The sequence below is a fragment of the Streptomyces sp. NPDC090032 genome, from assembly GCF_044748025.1.
GTDB lineage: Bacteria > Actinomycetota > Actinomycetes > Streptomycetales > Streptomycetaceae > Streptomyces.
The window spans coordinates 1-14,737 of the sequence record NZ_JBIVFF010000014.1; the positions used below are offsets into that span (position 1 = coordinate 1).

General features: G+C 72.2%; 17 protein-coding genes. 3 read left to right on the plus strand and 14 right to left on the minus strand.

Going from position 1 to position 14,737, the window contains the following annotated elements; genetic code table 11:
* Window positions 1–162: 162 nt before the first annotated feature.
* From ACIPWY_RS30660 to hisI, 4 genes are all read right to left on the minus strand, one after another.
* The gene (locus ACIPWY_RS30660) at window positions 163–405 is read right to left on the minus strand and encodes an HGxxPAAW family protein (RefSeq protein ID WP_362905458.1); all 243 of its coding nucleotides are present in this window, start codon (window positions 403–405) and stop codon (window positions 163–165) included.
* Window positions 406–546: 141 nt separating this feature from the next.
* Entirely contained in the window at window positions 547–1,203 is a 657-nt protein-coding gene (locus ACIPWY_RS30665; protein WP_401535903.1) for a TIGR02234 family membrane protein, read from the minus strand.
* A 22-nt stretch (window positions 1,204–1,225) separates the two neighbouring features.
* Entirely contained in the window at window positions 1,226–2,716 is a 1,491-nt protein-coding gene (locus ACIPWY_RS30670; RefSeq protein ID WP_393698516.1) for an anthranilate synthase component I, read from the minus strand.
* A 75-nt stretch (window positions 2,717–2,791) separates the two neighbouring features.
* Window positions 2,792–3,166 (minus strand): phosphoribosyl-AMP cyclohydrolase, encoded by a 375-nt coding sequence (gene hisI / locus ACIPWY_RS30675; RefSeq protein WP_100592257.1) that lies wholly within the window; start codon window positions 3,164–3,166, stop codon window positions 2,792–2,794.
* Between the two features lie 140 nt (window positions 3,167–3,306).
* On the opposite strand from hisI, the gene ACIPWY_RS30680 reads away from it, so the two are divergent.
* Window positions 3,307–3,942 carry a TIGR03085 family metal-binding protein gene (locus ACIPWY_RS30680; RefSeq protein ID WP_362905453.1) on the plus strand — a complete coding sequence of 212 codons (636 nt, stop codon included), beginning with the start codon at window positions 3,307–3,309 and terminating at the stop codon, window positions 3,940–3,942.
* 7 nt (window positions 3,943–3,949) lie between these two features.
* Here ACIPWY_RS30680 and ACIPWY_RS30685 read toward each other — a convergent pair whose 3' ends face one another.
* The 10 genes from ACIPWY_RS30685 to hisD all read right to left on the minus strand — a co-directional run bounded on the left by ACIPWY_RS30685 (window position 3,950) and on the right by hisD (window position 11,790).
* On the minus strand, window positions 3,950–5,197 hold the full coding sequence (locus tag ACIPWY_RS30685) for an MFS transporter (RefSeq protein WP_401535906.1): 1,248 nt from the start codon (window positions 5,195–5,197) through the stop codon (window positions 3,950–3,952).
* Between the two features lie 98 nt (window positions 5,198–5,295).
* The gene (locus tag ACIPWY_RS30690) at window positions 5,296–5,883 is read right to left on the minus strand and encodes an ArsR/SmtB family transcription factor (RefSeq protein ID WP_401535908.1); all 588 of its coding nucleotides are present in this window, start codon (window positions 5,881–5,883) and stop codon (window positions 5,296–5,298) included.
* Window positions 5,884–6,036: 153 nt separating this feature from the next.
* Complete coding sequence (gene hisF, locus ACIPWY_RS30695; RefSeq protein ID WP_362905448.1) at window positions 6,037–6,792, minus strand: imidazole glycerol phosphate synthase subunit HisF; 756 nt, start codon at window positions 6,790–6,792, stop codon at window positions 6,037–6,039.
* Window positions 6,789–7,190 (minus strand): RidA family protein, encoded by a 402-nt coding sequence (locus ACIPWY_RS30700; RefSeq protein WP_362905446.1) that lies wholly within the window; start codon window positions 7,188–7,190, stop codon window positions 6,789–6,791. The genes hisF and ACIPWY_RS30700 overlap by 4 nt, the downstream gene beginning before the upstream one ends.
* Window positions 7,187–7,915, minus strand: a complete 729-nt coding sequence (gene priA / locus ACIPWY_RS30705; protein ID WP_362905444.1) for a bifunctional 1-(5-phosphoribosyl)-5-((5-phosphoribosylamino)methylideneamino)imidazole-4-carboxamide isomerase/phosphoribosylanthranilate isomerase PriA — start codon at window positions 7,913–7,915, stop codon at window positions 7,187–7,189. The genes ACIPWY_RS30700 and priA overlap by 4 nt, the downstream gene beginning before the upstream one ends.
* Entirely contained in the window at window positions 7,915–8,577 is a 663-nt protein-coding gene (gene hisH / locus ACIPWY_RS30710) for an imidazole glycerol phosphate synthase subunit HisH (protein WP_362905442.1), read from the minus strand. Before hisH ends, priA begins: the two co-directional genes overlap by 1 nt.
* Before the next feature lie 20 nt (window positions 8,578–8,597).
* A complete protein-coding gene (locus ACIPWY_RS30715; RefSeq protein WP_362905441.1) occupies window positions 8,598–8,762 on the minus strand; it encodes a hypothetical protein in 165 nt (54 codons plus the stop codon).
* A gap of 3 nt (window positions 8,763–8,765) precedes the next feature.
* A complete protein-coding gene (gene hisB / locus ACIPWY_RS30720) occupies window positions 8,766–9,359 on the minus strand; it encodes an imidazoleglycerol-phosphate dehydratase HisB (RefSeq protein WP_362905439.1) in 594 nt (197 codons plus the stop codon).
* Window positions 9,356–10,471 (minus strand): histidinol-phosphate transaminase, encoded by a 1,116-nt coding sequence (locus ACIPWY_RS30725; protein WP_401535913.1) that lies wholly within the window; start codon window positions 10,469–10,471, stop codon window positions 9,356–9,358. The genes hisB and ACIPWY_RS30725 overlap by 4 nt, the downstream gene beginning before the upstream one ends.
* Complete coding sequence (hisD, locus tag ACIPWY_RS30730) at window positions 10,468–11,790, minus strand: histidinol dehydrogenase (RefSeq protein ID WP_362905435.1); 1,323 nt, start codon at window positions 11,788–11,790, stop codon at window positions 10,468–10,470. Before hisD ends, ACIPWY_RS30725 begins: the two co-directional genes overlap by 4 nt.
* Before the next feature lie 223 nt (window positions 11,791–12,013).
* On the opposite strand from hisD, the gene ACIPWY_RS30735 reads away from it, so the two are divergent.
* Together ACIPWY_RS30735 and ACIPWY_RS30740 are read left to right on the plus strand one after the other, a co-directional pair.
* Entirely contained in the window at window positions 12,014–13,588 is a 1,575-nt protein-coding gene (locus ACIPWY_RS30735; protein ID WP_362905433.1) for an oxidoreductase, read from the plus strand.
* 142 nt (window positions 13,589–13,730) lie between these two features.
* Window positions 13,731–14,726: a hypothetical protein gene (locus tag ACIPWY_RS30740; protein WP_362905731.1), complete on the plus strand. Its 996-nt coding sequence runs from the start codon at window positions 13,731–13,733 to the stop codon at window positions 14,724–14,726.
* The last annotated feature ends 11 nt before the right edge of the window (window positions 14,727–14,737 follow it).

The window sequence follows — 14,737 nt, forward strand, 5'->3', positions numbered from 1 at the left end:
GGGGGCCGCGCCCGTTGTAAATTTGGGGCGGGCTCGTACGTTTTCCCGGGCCCCGGGGTTTACGGGGGGGGGGGGGGGGGGGGGGGGGTTGGGGGGGGGGGGTTGGGGGGGGGGGGGGGGGGGGCGGGGGCCCCCCCCCCCCCCCCACGACGTGGGTGAGGCTCAGGCCTCCGCGACGACGGGCTCAGGCGAGACGGCCGGCAGCGACTGCGGCTTCGGCTTGCCGAGACCCGCGGCGCTCATGGCGCCACCGACGACCGCGGCGATGGCGAGCAGGGCCATGCCCGCCCAGAAGCCGACGGGGTTCGCCATCACCATGAAGGCGCCCGCGACGCAGAAACCGATGAAGGCGATGATGACACCGGTCCAGGCGGCCGGGGTGTGTCCGTGGCTGCTGTCCGCCATGGTTGCTCCTCGTTGCTCAATGCGTGGCTGATGCGCGGGCTCGTACCCTGCGCGTGGCACCGCGCTGGGTGGTGAGCCTGACGCTCTTGCCCATTGTCCCGCACTCGCGGGCATGGGCGGCACTCGGGGTCCGGGGCCCCGCTATGCCTCGTGTGTGGGGTCTTCGCCCCGGTCGAGGGCCTTCCACAGCTCCTCGGGGCGCTCGGGATCGACGGGGCGGGCCGCCTTGCGGGGCCGCGGGCTGCCGTCGCGCTCGTAGCGTCCGCCCATCGACGGCCAGGAGCGGCCGTAGCGCAGGGCGAGCAGACCGGCCAGGAGGATCAGCGCGCCGCCCGCGGCACCGACGTACGGCCATACGGTGTGGCCGAGCGAGCCGATGGTGGCGGCGGTGTTGCCGGAGACCTCTGCGGCCTTCTCGTCGAGGGCCGCGCTGTCGGTCGCGCCGAGGACGGCGGCGACGACGGCTCCCGCGCCGCTGAGCGCGAGGAGCCCGGCGACGAGTACGCGCCCGGCGCGACGGACCGCGAAGACGGCGACGAGGGCCGCGAGCCCCACTATGGCGAGGGCCGCGGGCACTCCGGTGACGTCACTGCCCTTGGCGGCGAGCGGGAAGCTGCCGCCGGGCACGGTCGCGGACCCGGAGGCCCACTCCTGCCGCGAGGAGAGCAGGGCCACCGCCGCGCCGAGGGCGCCGAACAGGAGCGCGGCGGCGAGGCTGCGGCGGCCGCTGCGCGCGGCGGCCGTCTCCGGGGAGGCGGTCCCGGCTTCGGTTCGGGGGGATGGCACGGCGGAAGTCACCTCACCACTATCCCCCACGCCGTCAGGCGCCGTGCATCCGGTTGGCCGTGTGCACGGCGCGCAGCACCGCAGCCGCCTTGTTGCGGCACTCGGTGTCCTCGGCGACGGGATCGGAGTCGGCGACGACACCCGCTCCGGCCTGCACATATGCGGTGCCGTCGCGCAGGAGCGCGGTGCGGATGGCGATGGCCGTGTCGGAGTCCCCGGCGAAGTCGAGATATCCGACACATCCGCCGTACAGACCGCGCCGGGAGGGTTCGAGCTCGTCGATGATCTGCATCGCGCGCGGCTTGGGCGCGCCCGAGAGGGTGCCCGCGGGGAAGCAGGCGGTCAGGACGTCGAAGGCGGTGGTGCCCTGGGCGACCCGGCCGGTGACGGTCGACACGATGTGCATGACGTGTGAGTACCGCTCGACGGACATGAAGTCGACGACCTCGACGGAGCCCGGTTCGCAGACGCGGCCGAGGTCGTTGCGGCCCAGGTCGACGAGCATCAGGTGCTCGGCGCGCTCCTTGGGGTCGGCCATGAGCTCGTCGGCGAGCGCCTGGTCCTCCTGGGGGGTGGCGCCGCGCGGCCTGGTCCCGGCGATGGGGTGCACCATGGCGCGCCCGTCCTCGACCTTGACGAGGGCCTCCGGGGACGAGCCGACCACGTCGAACCCGTCGAAGCGGAAGAGGTACATGTACGGCGACGGGTTGGTGGCGCGCAGGACCCGGTAGACGTCGAGTGCGCCGGCCGTGCACGGCGTCTCGAAGCGCTGCGAGGGCACGACCTGGAAGGCCTCGCCCGCCCTGATGCGCTCCTTGATGTCCTCGACGGCCGCCTGGTAGTCCTCGCCGCCCCACAGAGCGGTGAACTCGGGGAGTTCGGAGGGCGGGAGCGCGGCGGGGGCCTGGACGACGGGCCGGGAGAGGTCGGCCTCCATCGCGTCGAGACGGGCCACGGCGTCCGCGTACGCCTCGTCGACGCCGGTGTCGAGGTCGTTGTGGTTGATCGCGTTGGCGATCAGCAGGACCGAGCCGTCCGAGTGGTCGAGGACGGCGAGGTCGCTGGTGAGCAGCATCGTCAGCTCGGGGAGCTTCAGGTCGTCGCGCTCGCCGGGGCCGATCTTCTCCAGGTGGCGCACGATGTCGTAGCCGAGGTAGCCGACCATGCCGCCGGTGAACGGCGGCAGGCCCTCGTAGTGCGGGGTGTGGAGGGTCTCGATGGTGGCGCGCAGGGCGGCGAGCGGGTCGCCGTCCGTGGGGACGCCGACGGGCGGGGTGCCGAGCCAGTGCGCCTGGCCGTCGCGGGTGGTGAGGGTGCCGGCCGAGCGGACGCCGACGAAGGAGTAGCGAGACCACGAGAACGCGGCGCGGCCGGTCTCCGCGGATTCCAGGAGGAACGTGCCGGGGCGTTCACCGGCCAGCTTGCGGTACAGACCGACGGGGGTGTCGCCGTCCGCGAGGAGCTTGCGGCTGACGGGGATCACTCGGCGGTCGGTCGCGAGCTTGCGGAAGGTCTCGAGATCCATAGGAGGAGCTTAGGGCGTGTACGGGCAGCTCCGCCGCGCCGCCCGGTCCGTGGAACGGGCGGCGCGGCAGTGGTCTCAGGCGCCGGTGCCCGTCACGGTCAGTTCACCCGCGTCGAAGCAGGTGCGGTCGCCGGTGTGGCAGGCGGCGCCGACCTGGTCGACCTTCACCAGGAGGGTGTCCGCGTCACAGTCGAGGGCGACCGACTTCACGTGCTGGAAGTGGCCGGAGGTATCGCCCTTGACCCAGTACTCCTGGCGGCTGCGGGACCAGTACGTGCAGCGGCCTGTCGTCAGGGTGCGGTGCAGGGCCTCGTCGTCCATCCAGCCGAGCATGAGCACCTCTCCGGTGTCGTACTGCTGGGCGATCGCGGGGACGAGGCCGTCGGCGCTGCGCTTGAGGCGGGCGGCGACGGCGGGGTCGAGGCTGCTGGGCGGGGGCGTGCTGGTCATGGGGACCATTGTGCCGCGCCGCGCGTGCCTCCTCGGGCGGGCGTCCACTGTTTGGGAGGAGCGGCGCGGAGCGTCAGGTTCACGGGTGGGAGATCGGGTGACGGGTGGGCGGAGCGGTCGGGCGGTCGTACGCTGGCCATATGTCGACCCATGCAAAGCGTGAACGACTTCTTCTCGCCGACCTGTTGGAGGCGTCGGGCCCTGACGCCCCGACCCTGTGCGAAGGCTGGAACACCCGCGATCTCGCGGCCCATGTGGTGGTGCGCGAGCGCCGCGCGGACGCCGCGGGCGGGATCCTGATCAAGCAGCTGGCGCAGCGCCTGGAGCGGGTGCAGGCCGAGTTCGCCGAGAAGCCCTACGAAGAGCTGATCCAGCTGATCAGGACGGGCCCGCCGCGCTTCTCGCCGTTCTCCGTCAAGCAGATCGACGAGGCGTCGAACGCGGTCGAGTTCTACGTCCACACGGAGGACGTGCGCCGCGCGCAGCCCGACTGGACGCCGCGCGAGCTCGACCCGGTCTTCGCGGACGTGCTGTGGTCGCGCCTGGAGCGGATGGCCCGCGTGATCGGCCGCAAGTCGCCGGTCGGGCTGGTCCTGCGCCGCCCGGACGGCCGGACGGCGGTGGCGCACAAGGGCACCCCCGTGGTGACGGTGACCGGGGAGCCCGGTGAACTGCTGATGTTCGCGTTCGGCCGGCAGGACGCGGCGCGGGTGGGGACGGACGGCGAGAAGGACGCGGTCGGCAAGCTGCACGAGGCGAAGCAGCTCGGGATCTGAGGCGGGTTCAGGCCGGGAGTTCGGCGCGGCGCAGGGGCGTGCGGCACAGTCCGTAGACGCCGGCGAGGGCGCAGATCGCGGCGCTGGCCACGAAGACGGGGCCGGTGCCCCACAGGCCGACGGCCGCGCCGGTCAGCGGCATGGTGAGCGGGACGAGGCCGAGACTGGACAGGCTCGTGACGGCGGTGACCCGGCCGATGTAGGCCGGGTCGGCGTGGGTCTGCGTGAGCGCTCCGCACAGGGCGCCGCTGAGACCGGCGAGCAGGCCGATGACCAGCGCGACGGCGACCGCGGCGGCGAGATCCGGTACGAAGGCGAGCGCGCCGATGGCGACGGCGCCGCCCCCCATGGTCGCGGCGAGGACGAGACCCGCGCGCGGCACCCGGCCGCGGACGGCGAGGAGCAGCGAGGCCGCGCCCGCACCGACGCCGAATCCGGCGAGCACCGAGCCCATCCCGGAAGCGCCCCAGCCGCGCTGGTCGGCGAGGAGGGTCAGGCCGACGTTCAGGGGGCCGACGAAGCCGAGGTCGCTGAGGCCGATGACGACGACCAGCGGGGCGAGGACGCTGTGGCGGCGGATGTGGCGCAGGCCGTCGGCGAGACGGTTCCCCGCCGGGGCGCCGCCCTTCGCGCCTGCGTCGGGCAGGTCCCTGATGCGCAGCGACATCAGGAGCGGCAGCGAGATCGCGAACAGCAGTCCGGCCGCGCCGAACGCCGCCGCCGGGCCGCCGAGCGCGACGCCGAGACCGCCCAGGGGCGCGCCCACGACGTTGGCCAGTCGGACCGCGACTCCGCGCATGCCCTGGACCCGGGCGAGCTGGCCGCGTCCGGTGACGCGGGCGGGCAGCGCGCCGACGGCCGGCAGGAAGAGTGCGTCGACGATGCCGAAGACGAGGCCGAGGAGGGTGAGCGGCCACAGGCCCGGTCGGGTCGCGAGGAAGAGCCCGGCGACGCCGAGGACCGCGGCGCTGCGCACCGCGTCGCCGGCTATGACGATCCGGCGCGGCCCGAGCCGGTCGGCGATCACTCCCCCGCCGAGCATCAGCAGGGCCCGGGGCGCCGCGCTCACCGCCATCACGAGCCCGGCCTGCGAGGGGCTGCCCGACTGGACGGCCGCCCAGGACAGGGCGACGTAGTAGATGTTGTCGCCGATCATCGAGGAGGCGTACGCCGCGAGCCAGCGCAGCACGTTGCCGTCGCGGTGGGCGGGCTTCTCGGGGGCGGGTGTGCGGGTGAGGGGCGCGGTCACGGTCATGGGAGGTGGTCCTCTCAGGCGCGGGATCAGGCTCAGGGTCGAGCTCGGAATCAGGCTCAGGATCCGGCCCGGAATCAGGCGCGGAATCAAGCCCGGAGTCAGGCGCGGAACGGGAAGCCGTACACGTGCAGCGCGACGTTCTCGCGCCCTTCGGTGTCGCCTGCGGCCTGTGCGGCCCGGCCCAGCTCGTCGTACTTCCTGATGACGGCGAGCAACTCGCCTGTCAGCTCGGTCAGTTCGGCCGCCGTGAGGGGCATCAGGGCTTCCGAGTCGGAGGACGCGGCGCGCCACTCGGGGGCCCAGGTGGTGCGCTCGTCGAGGTAGCGGCGGTAGAGCTCGCTGCGCTGTTCGTAGAAGAGCCGGGTGGCCGCCTGGTGCGCCGCGGTCTTCTCCGGGGCGTCGCCGAAGTCCGCCTCGTGGATGCTGACGCCTGCGGACGCGGGCCGCCACCAGCGCTCGCGGCCGTCCCGCTGCGCCCCGGGCGCCTCTTCGATGAGCCCGGCGTCCGCGAGCTTGCGCAGGTGGTAACTGACCAGGGAGACCGCCCCGTCGACCTGCTCGGCGAGCTGCGACGCGGTCGCCGTGCGGGCGACGACCAGGGCTCGGTAGAGCTGCGAGCGCAGCGGGTGGGCGAGCGCCTTGAGGGTGCCGAGGTCCGTGATGCGGCGGGTCTGTTCGTCGGTCATGGCCCGAGCCTAGATACGAAAGAAATATTGCGCAACAGAAATTGCGCAATGGATCCTGTGCATCGGACGGTGAGAATCCTGCGCATCGGGCCAAGAAAAAGGCCCCGGCCGCCCCCAAGGGCGGCCGGGGCCTGAGAGCGTGCGCTCCCGGTGTCAGCGGACGGGGTGCCCCGCCTCGCGCAGCGTCTCCTTGACCTCGCCGATCCGCAGATCGCCGAAGTGGAAGACGGACGCGGCGAGCACCGCGTCGGCGCCCGCGGCGATCGCCGGCGGGAAGTGCTCCAGGCGTCCGGCGCCGCCGGACGCGATCACCGGCACGGTGACGTGCTTGCGGACGGCGGCGATCATCTCGATGTCGTAGCCGTCCTTCGTGCCGTCGGCGTCCATCGAGTTGAGCAGGATCTCGCCCGCGCCGAGCTCTGCGGCCTCGTGCGCCCACTCGACGGCGTCGATCCCGGCGGACTTGCGGCCACCGTGCGTCGTCACCTCGAACGAACCGGACGGCGTGCGGCGCGCGTCGACCGACAGGACGAGCACCTGGCGGCCGAACCGCTCGGCGATCTCGCGGATGAGTTCGGGGCGGACGATGGCGGCCGTGTTCACGCCCACCTTGTCCGCGCCGGCCCGCAGCAGCTTGTCCACGTCGTCCGCCGTGCGGACGCCGCCGCCGACGGTGAGCGGGATGAAGACCTGCTCGGCGGTGCGGCGCACCACGTCGTAGGTCGTCTCGCGGTTGCCGGAGGACGCGGTGATGTCGAGGAAGGTCAGCTCGTCGGCGCCCTCGGCGTCGTACACCTTCGCCATCTCGACGGGGTCGCCCGCGTCGCGCAGGTTCTGGAAGTTGACGCCCTTGACGACCCGGCCGTTGTCCACGTCCAGGCAGGGGATGACCCGTACGGCCAACGTCATGACGGTGTGTCTCCTCGGTACGCCTCCACCTCGACCTCGACGACCAGACTCGGGTCGATGAAGCCGGAGACGATGATCATGGATGCGGCGGGGCGGACGGCGGCGAACAGCTCCTTGTGGGCCCGGCCCACGTCGTCCACATCGCGCGCGTGGGTGATGTACATACGGGTGCGCACCACATGTTCGCGCCCGAGCCCCAGGGTCTTGAGGGCGTCGAACGCGGCCTGGAACGCGTTGAGCGTCTGCTCGTACGGCGTTCCCGCGTCGATGACGCCGTTGACGACAGACGTACAACCGGACACCAGGACAAGGCCGTTGGGCAGTTCGACCGCGCGCGAGTAGCCCACGGCCTCCTCCCACGGCCCGTCCGAACCGACCCTGCGTACGCCGTCGCTCATGACGCCACGGCGGCGAGCGCCTCTTCCAGCGTGAAGGCCTTCGCGTACAGCGCCTTGCCGACGATCGAGCCCTCGACGCCCAGCGGGACGAGCTCGGAGATGGCGCGCAGGTCGTCGAGCGACGAGACGCCGCCGGAGGCGACGACCGGGCGGTCGGTGGCCGCGCAGACGTTCTTCAGGAGCTCCAGATTCGGGCCCTGCAGCGTGCCGTCCTTGGCGATGTCGGTGACGACGTAACGCGCGCAGCCCTCGGCGTCGAGGCGCGCGAGCGTCTCGTAGAGGTCACCGCCGTCGCGGGTCCAGCCGCGGCCGCGCAGCGTGGTGCCGCGCACGTCCAGGCCCACCGCGATCTTGTCGCCGTGCTCGGCGATGACCTTGGCGACCCACTCGGGGGTCTCCAGGGCGGCGGTGCCGAGGTTGACGCGGGTGCAGCCGGTGGCGAGCGCGGCGGCGAGCGTGGCGTCGTCGCGGATGCCGCCGGACAGCTCGACCTTGATGTCCATGGCTCCCGCGACCTCGGCGACCAGCGCGCGGTTGTCGCCGGTGCCGAACGCGGCGTCCAGGTCCACGAGGTGGAGCCACTCGGCGCCGGAGCGCTGCCACGAGAGGGCCGCCTCCAGGGGGGAACCGTAGGAGGTCTCCGAGCCGGACTCGCCGTGCACGAGACGTACGGCCTGGCCGTCACGGACGTCGACGGCGGGGAGGAGTTCGAGCGTGCGGGACATCAGAGGGTTCCGATCCAGTTGGTGAGGAGCTGGGCGCCGGCGTCGCCGGACTTCTCGGGGTGGAACTGCGTCGCCCACAGTGCGCCGTTCTCGACGGCGGCGATGAACGGCTCGCCGTGCGTGGCCCAGGTGACCTTCGGCGGGCGCATGTGGACGTTGCCGACCTCGAAGTCCCACTGCTGCACGGCGTAGGAGTGCACGAAGTAGAAGCGGGCGTCGCTGTCGAGCCCGGCGAAGAGCTCGGTGTCCTGCGGCGGGCGGACCGTGTTCCAGCCCATGTGCGGGACGATCTCGGCCTTGAGGGGCTCGACGGTGCCGGGCCACTCGTCGAGGCCCTCGGCCTCGACGCCGTGCTCGATGCCGCGCGCGAAGAGGATCTGCATGCCGACGCAGATGCCCATCACGGGGCGGCCGCCGGCCAGGCGGCGGTCGACGATCCAGTCGCCGCGGGCCTCCTTGAGGCCCTTCATGCAGGCGGCGAAGGCGCCGACGCCGGGCACGAGGAGGCCGTCGGCGTTGAGCGCGGTGTCGAAGTCGCGGGTGATCTCGACGTCCGCGCCCGCGCGGGCCAGGGCCCGCTCGGCGGAGCGGACGTTGCCGAACCCGTAGTCGAAGACGACGACCTTCTTGCCGGTGTTGCCGGCGGGGTTGGCTGAAGTCATGGCTGGCTGCTCCCTGCCCCTCAGTTCCAGTAGTCGAGCCGCAGGACGCCGGAGACCAGGCACATGGCCGCGGCGATGGAGAGCAGCGCGATCACGCCCTTGGGCAGGCCCTGCTTGACGAAGGAGATGACGCCGCCGATCAGGAAGAGACCGACGACGATGAGGATGGTGTTGAGGCCGTTCATGGGTTAGAGAGCGCCCTTCGTGGACGGAAGGATGCCCGCGGCGCGCGGGTCGTGCTCGGACGCGTAACGCAGCGCACGGGCCAGCGCCTTGAACTGGCACTCCACGATGTGGTGCGCGTTGCGCCCGTACGGGACGTGGACGTGCAGCGCGATCTGGGCCTGCGCGACGAACGACTCCAGGATGTGCCGGGTCATCGTCGTGTCGTACGAGCCGATCATGGGGGCCATGTTCTCGGGCTCGGTGTGCACCAGGTAGGGGCGGCCGGAGAGGTCGACCGTGACCTGGGCGAGCGACTCGTCCAGCGGGACGGTGCAGTTGCCGAAGCGGTAGATGCCGACCTTGTCGCCGAGTGCCTGCTTGAAGGCGGCGCCGAGCGCGAGGGCGGTGTCCTCGATGGTGTGGTGCGTGTCGATGTGCAGGTCGCCCTCGGTCTTGACCGTGAGGTCGAAGAGGCCGTGGCGGCCGAGCTGGTCGAGCATGTGGTCGTAGAAGCCCACACCCGTTGAAACCGCCACCTCGCCCGTACCGTCGAGGTCGATCTCGACGAGGACCGAGGTCTCCTTGGTGGTGCGCTCCACCCTGCCTACGCGACTCATGCGTTCCGCTCCTTCTTGATTGCGCGTACCGCATCGAGGAACGCGTCGTTCTCGTCCGGGGTGCCCGTGGAGACACGCAGCCACCCGGGTACGCCGTTGTCCCGGACCAGGACGCCCCGGTCGAGGATCTGCTGCCACACCTCGTGCGCGGCGCCTTCGCCGTCGAACCGGCCGAACTGCACGAAGTTGGCGTCCGAGTCGGTCACTTCGTAGCCCGCCGCCCGCAGTTCGGTCACCAGGCGGTCGCGCTCGTCCTTCAGCTGCTCGACGTAACCGAGGAGCGTGTCGGTGTGCTCCAGGGCGGCGAGCGCCGTGGCCTGGGTGACGGCCGACAGGTGGTACGGCAGGCGCACCAGCTGGACGGCGTCCACGACGGCGGGGGCGGCGGCCATGTAGCCGAGGCGCAGGCCCGCGGCGCCGAACGCCTTCGACATGGTGCGCGAGATGACGAGGTTGGGGCGGCCTTCGAGCAGCGGGAGGAGGGACTTCCCGTGGCTGAACTCGATGTAGGCCTCGTCGACGACGACCATGGACGGCTTGGCCGCCTGCGCGGCCTCGTACAGGGCGAGGACCGTCTCGGGCGGGACCGCGCTGCCGGTGGGGTTGTTGGGCGTCGTGATGAAGACGACGTCCGGGCGGTTCTCGGCGATGGCCGCCACGGACGCTGCCACGTCGATCGTGAAGTCCTCGCTGCGCGGTCCGGAGATCCAGCCGGTGCCGGTGCCGCGCGCGATGAGGGCGTGCATCGAGTACGAGGGTTCGAAGCCGATGGCGCTGCGGCCGGGGCCGCCGAAGGTCTGCAGCAACTGCTGGAGGACCTCGTTCGAGCCGTTGGCGGCCCAGACGTTCTCGATGCCGACGTGGTGGCCGCCGGTGCGCGTGAGATAGCCGGCGAGCTCGGTGCGCAGCTGGACGGCGTCCCGGTCCGGGTAGCGGTTGAGGTCGCGGGCGGCCTCGCGCACCCGCTCCCCGATCCGCTCGACGAGCGCCTCGGGCAGCGGGTAGGGGTTCTCGTTCGTGTTCAGGCGTACGGGTACGTCGAGCTGGGGGGCGCCGTACGGGGACTTGCCGAGCAGCTCGTCCCGCACGGGCAGATCGTCGATGCCGGTCACTGGCCGGGAACCTTCCATTCGAACCTTGCCTTGATCGCCGCGCCGTGCGCGGGCAGGTCCTCCGCCTCGGCGAGCGTCACCACGTGGTGGGCGACGTCGGCGAGGGCGTCGCGCGTGTAGTCCACGATGTGGATGCCGCGCAGGAAGGACTGGACGGACAGACCCGACGAGTGGCAGGCGCAGCCGCCGGTGGGCAGCACGTGGTTGGAGCCCGCGGCGTAGTCGCCGAGGGACACCGGCGCCCAGGGGCCGACGAAGATCGCGCCGGCGTTCTTCACGCGCTGGGCGACCGCGGCGGCGTCGGCGGTCTGGATCTCCAGGTGCTCGGCGCCGTACGCGTCGACGACGCGCAGGCCCTCCTCGACCCCGTCGACCAGGACGATCGCGGACTGCCTGCCGCGCAGGGCCGGGACGATCCGGTCGTCGATGTGCTTGGTGGCCGCGACCTGCGGCTCCAGCTCCTTCTCGACGGCATCCGCGAGCTCCGCCGAGTCGGTGACGAGGACGGCGGCGGCGAGCGGGTCGTGCTCGGCCTGGCTGATCAGGTCGGACGCGACGTGCGCCGGGTCGGCGGTGGCGTCCGCGAGGACCGCGATCTCGGTCGGGCCCGCCTCGGCGTCGATGCCGATGAGGCCGGTGAAGTAGCGCTTGGCCGCGGCGACCCAGATGTTGCCGGGTCCGGTGACCATGTTCGCCGCGGCGCAGGACTCGGTGCCGTACGCGAACATCGCGACGGCCGTGGCGCCGCCCGCGGCGTACACCTCGTCGACGCCGAGCAGCGCGCACGCGGCCAGGATCGTCGGGTGCGGCAGTCCGCCGAACTCGGCCTGGGCGGGCGAGGCGAGGGCGATCGACTCGACCCCGGCCTCCTGCGCGGGCACCACGTTCATGATCACGGAGGACGGGTAGACGGAGCGGCCGCCCGGCGCGTACAGGCCGACGCGCTCGACGGGCACCCACTTCTCGGTGACCGAGCCGCCGGGGACGACCTGCGTGGTGCGGGTGGTGCGGCGCTGCTCGCGGTGGACGATGCGGGCCCGGCGGATCGACTCCTCCAGGGCCGCGCGGACGGCGGGGTCGAGCTGCTCCAGGGCGTCCTTGAGGGCCTGGGCGGGAACCCGTACGGACTCCAGCTTCACGCCGTCGAACTTCTCCGCGTAGTCGATCAGTGCCGCGTCGCCACGATGATGCACGGCCTCGCAGATCGGACGCACCTTCTCGAGGGCGGCCGAGACGTCGAAGTCGGCTCGGGGCAGCAGGTCGCGCAGTGCGGGGCCCTCGGGGAGGGCGTCGCCGCGCAGATCGATTCGGGAGATCACATGCCCAATTCTCGCAGACGCCACATGAGCGACCGACGTCCGTATCAATGGCTGATACGGATCACCGCGCATGACCTTCACCAATAGCGTTCAGGCCGTCACTCAGCGGGCATGAACAGTTGTACTAAACCCACGAGTAGCGGAGCTGTACCGGGACGTGCGGGCTCCGTGAGGATCCGGGGGCTATCGGTACTACGGGGTACTACGGGGAGGATGACAAGTCGTGGTCGACGGTACCGGCATCGGTGACCCGCCGGACGGCCTCACGGGGACCGAGATCGGCATGTGGCAGGCCTTCCGCAACGGCAGTGTCTACGACCTGAGCTCGGGCGACCCGGACGTGGACGACCCGCACGGCGGACACGCCTGGGGGCCCGGCCGCAGCGTGCGGGCACGGATCGTGGCCTGGCTGCTGCTCGACGGGCCGCCCGCGCTGTCCGGGCGTGTCGCGTCGCTCAAGCTCACGGGCGTACAGATCACCGACGTGCTCGACCTCGCGGGTGGCGGCGTCGTGCCGTACGTCGAATTGAAGCGGTGCCGCTTCGAGAAGGAGGTCCTGCTTCCCGAGGCCCGGTTCACCACCCTGCGCCTGGTCGACTGCTCGATCCCCCGGCTGGAGGGCGCCCGCGTCCACACGGAGGGCGATCTGCATCTGCCGCGCTGCCGCTTCCACAGCGGCGTACGCCTCACCGACGCGCACATCGGCACGGACCTGCTGCTCAACCAGGCCGTCGTGTACCGCGACCGGCGCGGCAAGTCGATCATGGCGGACGGCATGTCCGTCGGCCAGGACCTCCAGGCCGAGATGCTGGAGACGCACGGCGAGGTCAGCCTGCGCGGCGCGCAGATCGGCGTGTCGCTCAGCCTGCGCGGCAGCCGGCTCTCCAACGCGTACGGGCGCCGCGCGCTCAACGCTCCGCAGCTGACGGTCGAGCGGTCCCTCTATCTGACCCCCGCCGGCGTCGGCAATCCGCTCCAGACCAGTGGCACGACACCGGCCCGCGGCACCCGGGTGCAGCGCTTCGAGTGCCAGGGCGGGGTGCGCCTCGACGACGGCCGCTTCGGGGACGCCCTCGACCTCGACCAGGCGCGCTTCCACCTGGAGAACGACCAGGAGGTGTCGCTGCGCCGCATCCAGACGCCCGAGCTGCGCTTCCTGTGCGAGCGGCCGCAGCGCGGGCGGGTCGTCCTGTCCGGCGCGAAGGTCGTCAACCTCATCGACAGGGCGGCGAGCTGGCCGGGCCCCGGCGGACTTCGCGTGGGCGGCTTCACGTACGAGAACCTCATCCCCTCCGGCCCGTTCCCGCTGGCGCGGCGCCTGGAGTGGCTGTCGGCCGCGACGCCGGAGTACAGCCCGGAGCCGTACGAGAAGCTCGCGACCGTGCTGCGCAACAGCGGCGAGGACGCCGACGCGCGGGAGGTGCTGCTCGCCAAGCAGCGCCGGCGCCGCGAGACGCTGCCGCCGGCCGCGAAGATCTGGGGGTACATCCAGGACTGGACGGTCGCCTACGGGTACCGGCCCGGCCGGGCCGCCGTGTGGATGGCCGTCCTGTGGGCGGCGAGCACGCTGGCCTTCTCCCACGCGTCACATCCGGCCATCAAACCGGGCGAGTCGCCGAACTGGAGTCCGGCACTCTTCTCGCTCGATCTCATCCTGCCCGTCATCGACCTGGGCCAGGACGGCTACTGGCAGCTGCGCGGCGGCTGGCAGTGGGCCGCGACCGCGCTGATCCTGCTCGGCTGGATCCTCGCCACGACGGTCGCGGCGGGGGCCACCCGGCTGCTCCGCAGGAACTGACCGGGCAGGCTCGCATTTTTTGCCGGACCGCGGGCAACCATGGGCGCATTTGAGCCGTCATCCCAGCGCAACCATCAACCGAGCGACGGGGAGCGGGGTCCATACCTTGGCACTGCTGCGCGCCCTCATCCGCACCGCGCGGATGGTCCGCCACACCTCGGGCCTCGCGGCCGGCCTGCCCGCCGACGACGACGTCCTCCTGGACGTCCCCGACGAACGCCTCGCCCCCGCGCTCGTCGCCGCGGGCCGCGGCGAGTACGAGGCGGCCGCCAAGCTGCTCGCCGCCACCCGCGAGGCCGGCGAGTGGGAGAACAGGGACCGCTACGTGACCCGGCTCGCCGCCTTCGCCCGATCGCGCGGCGAATGGTTCGACGACTGGCGGTTCGCGTCACCCCACGACCCGGACGCCCTCCTCGTCAAGGCCGAGCTGGAGGTCGCGCGCGGCTGGGAGTCGCCCGCCCGCGCCGAGCTGCTGCGCGAGGTGACCCCGCTGATCACCGCCGCCGCCGAAGGCGACCCCGGCGACCCGGTGCCCTGGCGGGTCGCCCTCGACCACGCGCGCGGCACGAACGCCTCGCACACCGTCTTCGAGAACCTCTGGGCCGAGGCCGTGCGCCGCTCCCCGCACCACTACGGCTGCCATGTGTCGGCGCTCCAGTACCTGTCGGCCGCCTGGTACGGCTCGCACCGCGAGTGCTTCGACTTCGCCGAGCGCGCGGCCCAGGACGCCCTGCCGGGGTCCCTGGTCCAGGCGCTGCCGGTACGGGCCGCGTTCGCGTACCTGACGAGCGAACAGGGCCCGGGACCGGCGGCGAAGGTGCCCCGCGAGCGCCTGGACGAGGCCGCCGACCTGGCGATCGCCCTGTCCCGTGAATACACCGCGGACGACCCCTGGCCGGCCGAGGTGCGCAACCTCCTCACCTACGTCCTGATCCGCCTGGAACGCTGGTCCGACGCCCTGGCACAGCTGCGCCTGACCGGCCCGTACGCGACGTCGTTCCCCTGGGACCGGATCTCGGACGACCCGCTCGGACAGTTCCTGGAACTGCGCGACGGCGTACGGATCGAGGTCGCCGCGGCCCGTACGCTCGGCGGCCGCGACACCGGTCGCGGACCTCTCGCCTCCGGCTCCCATTAGGCTTGACCGTC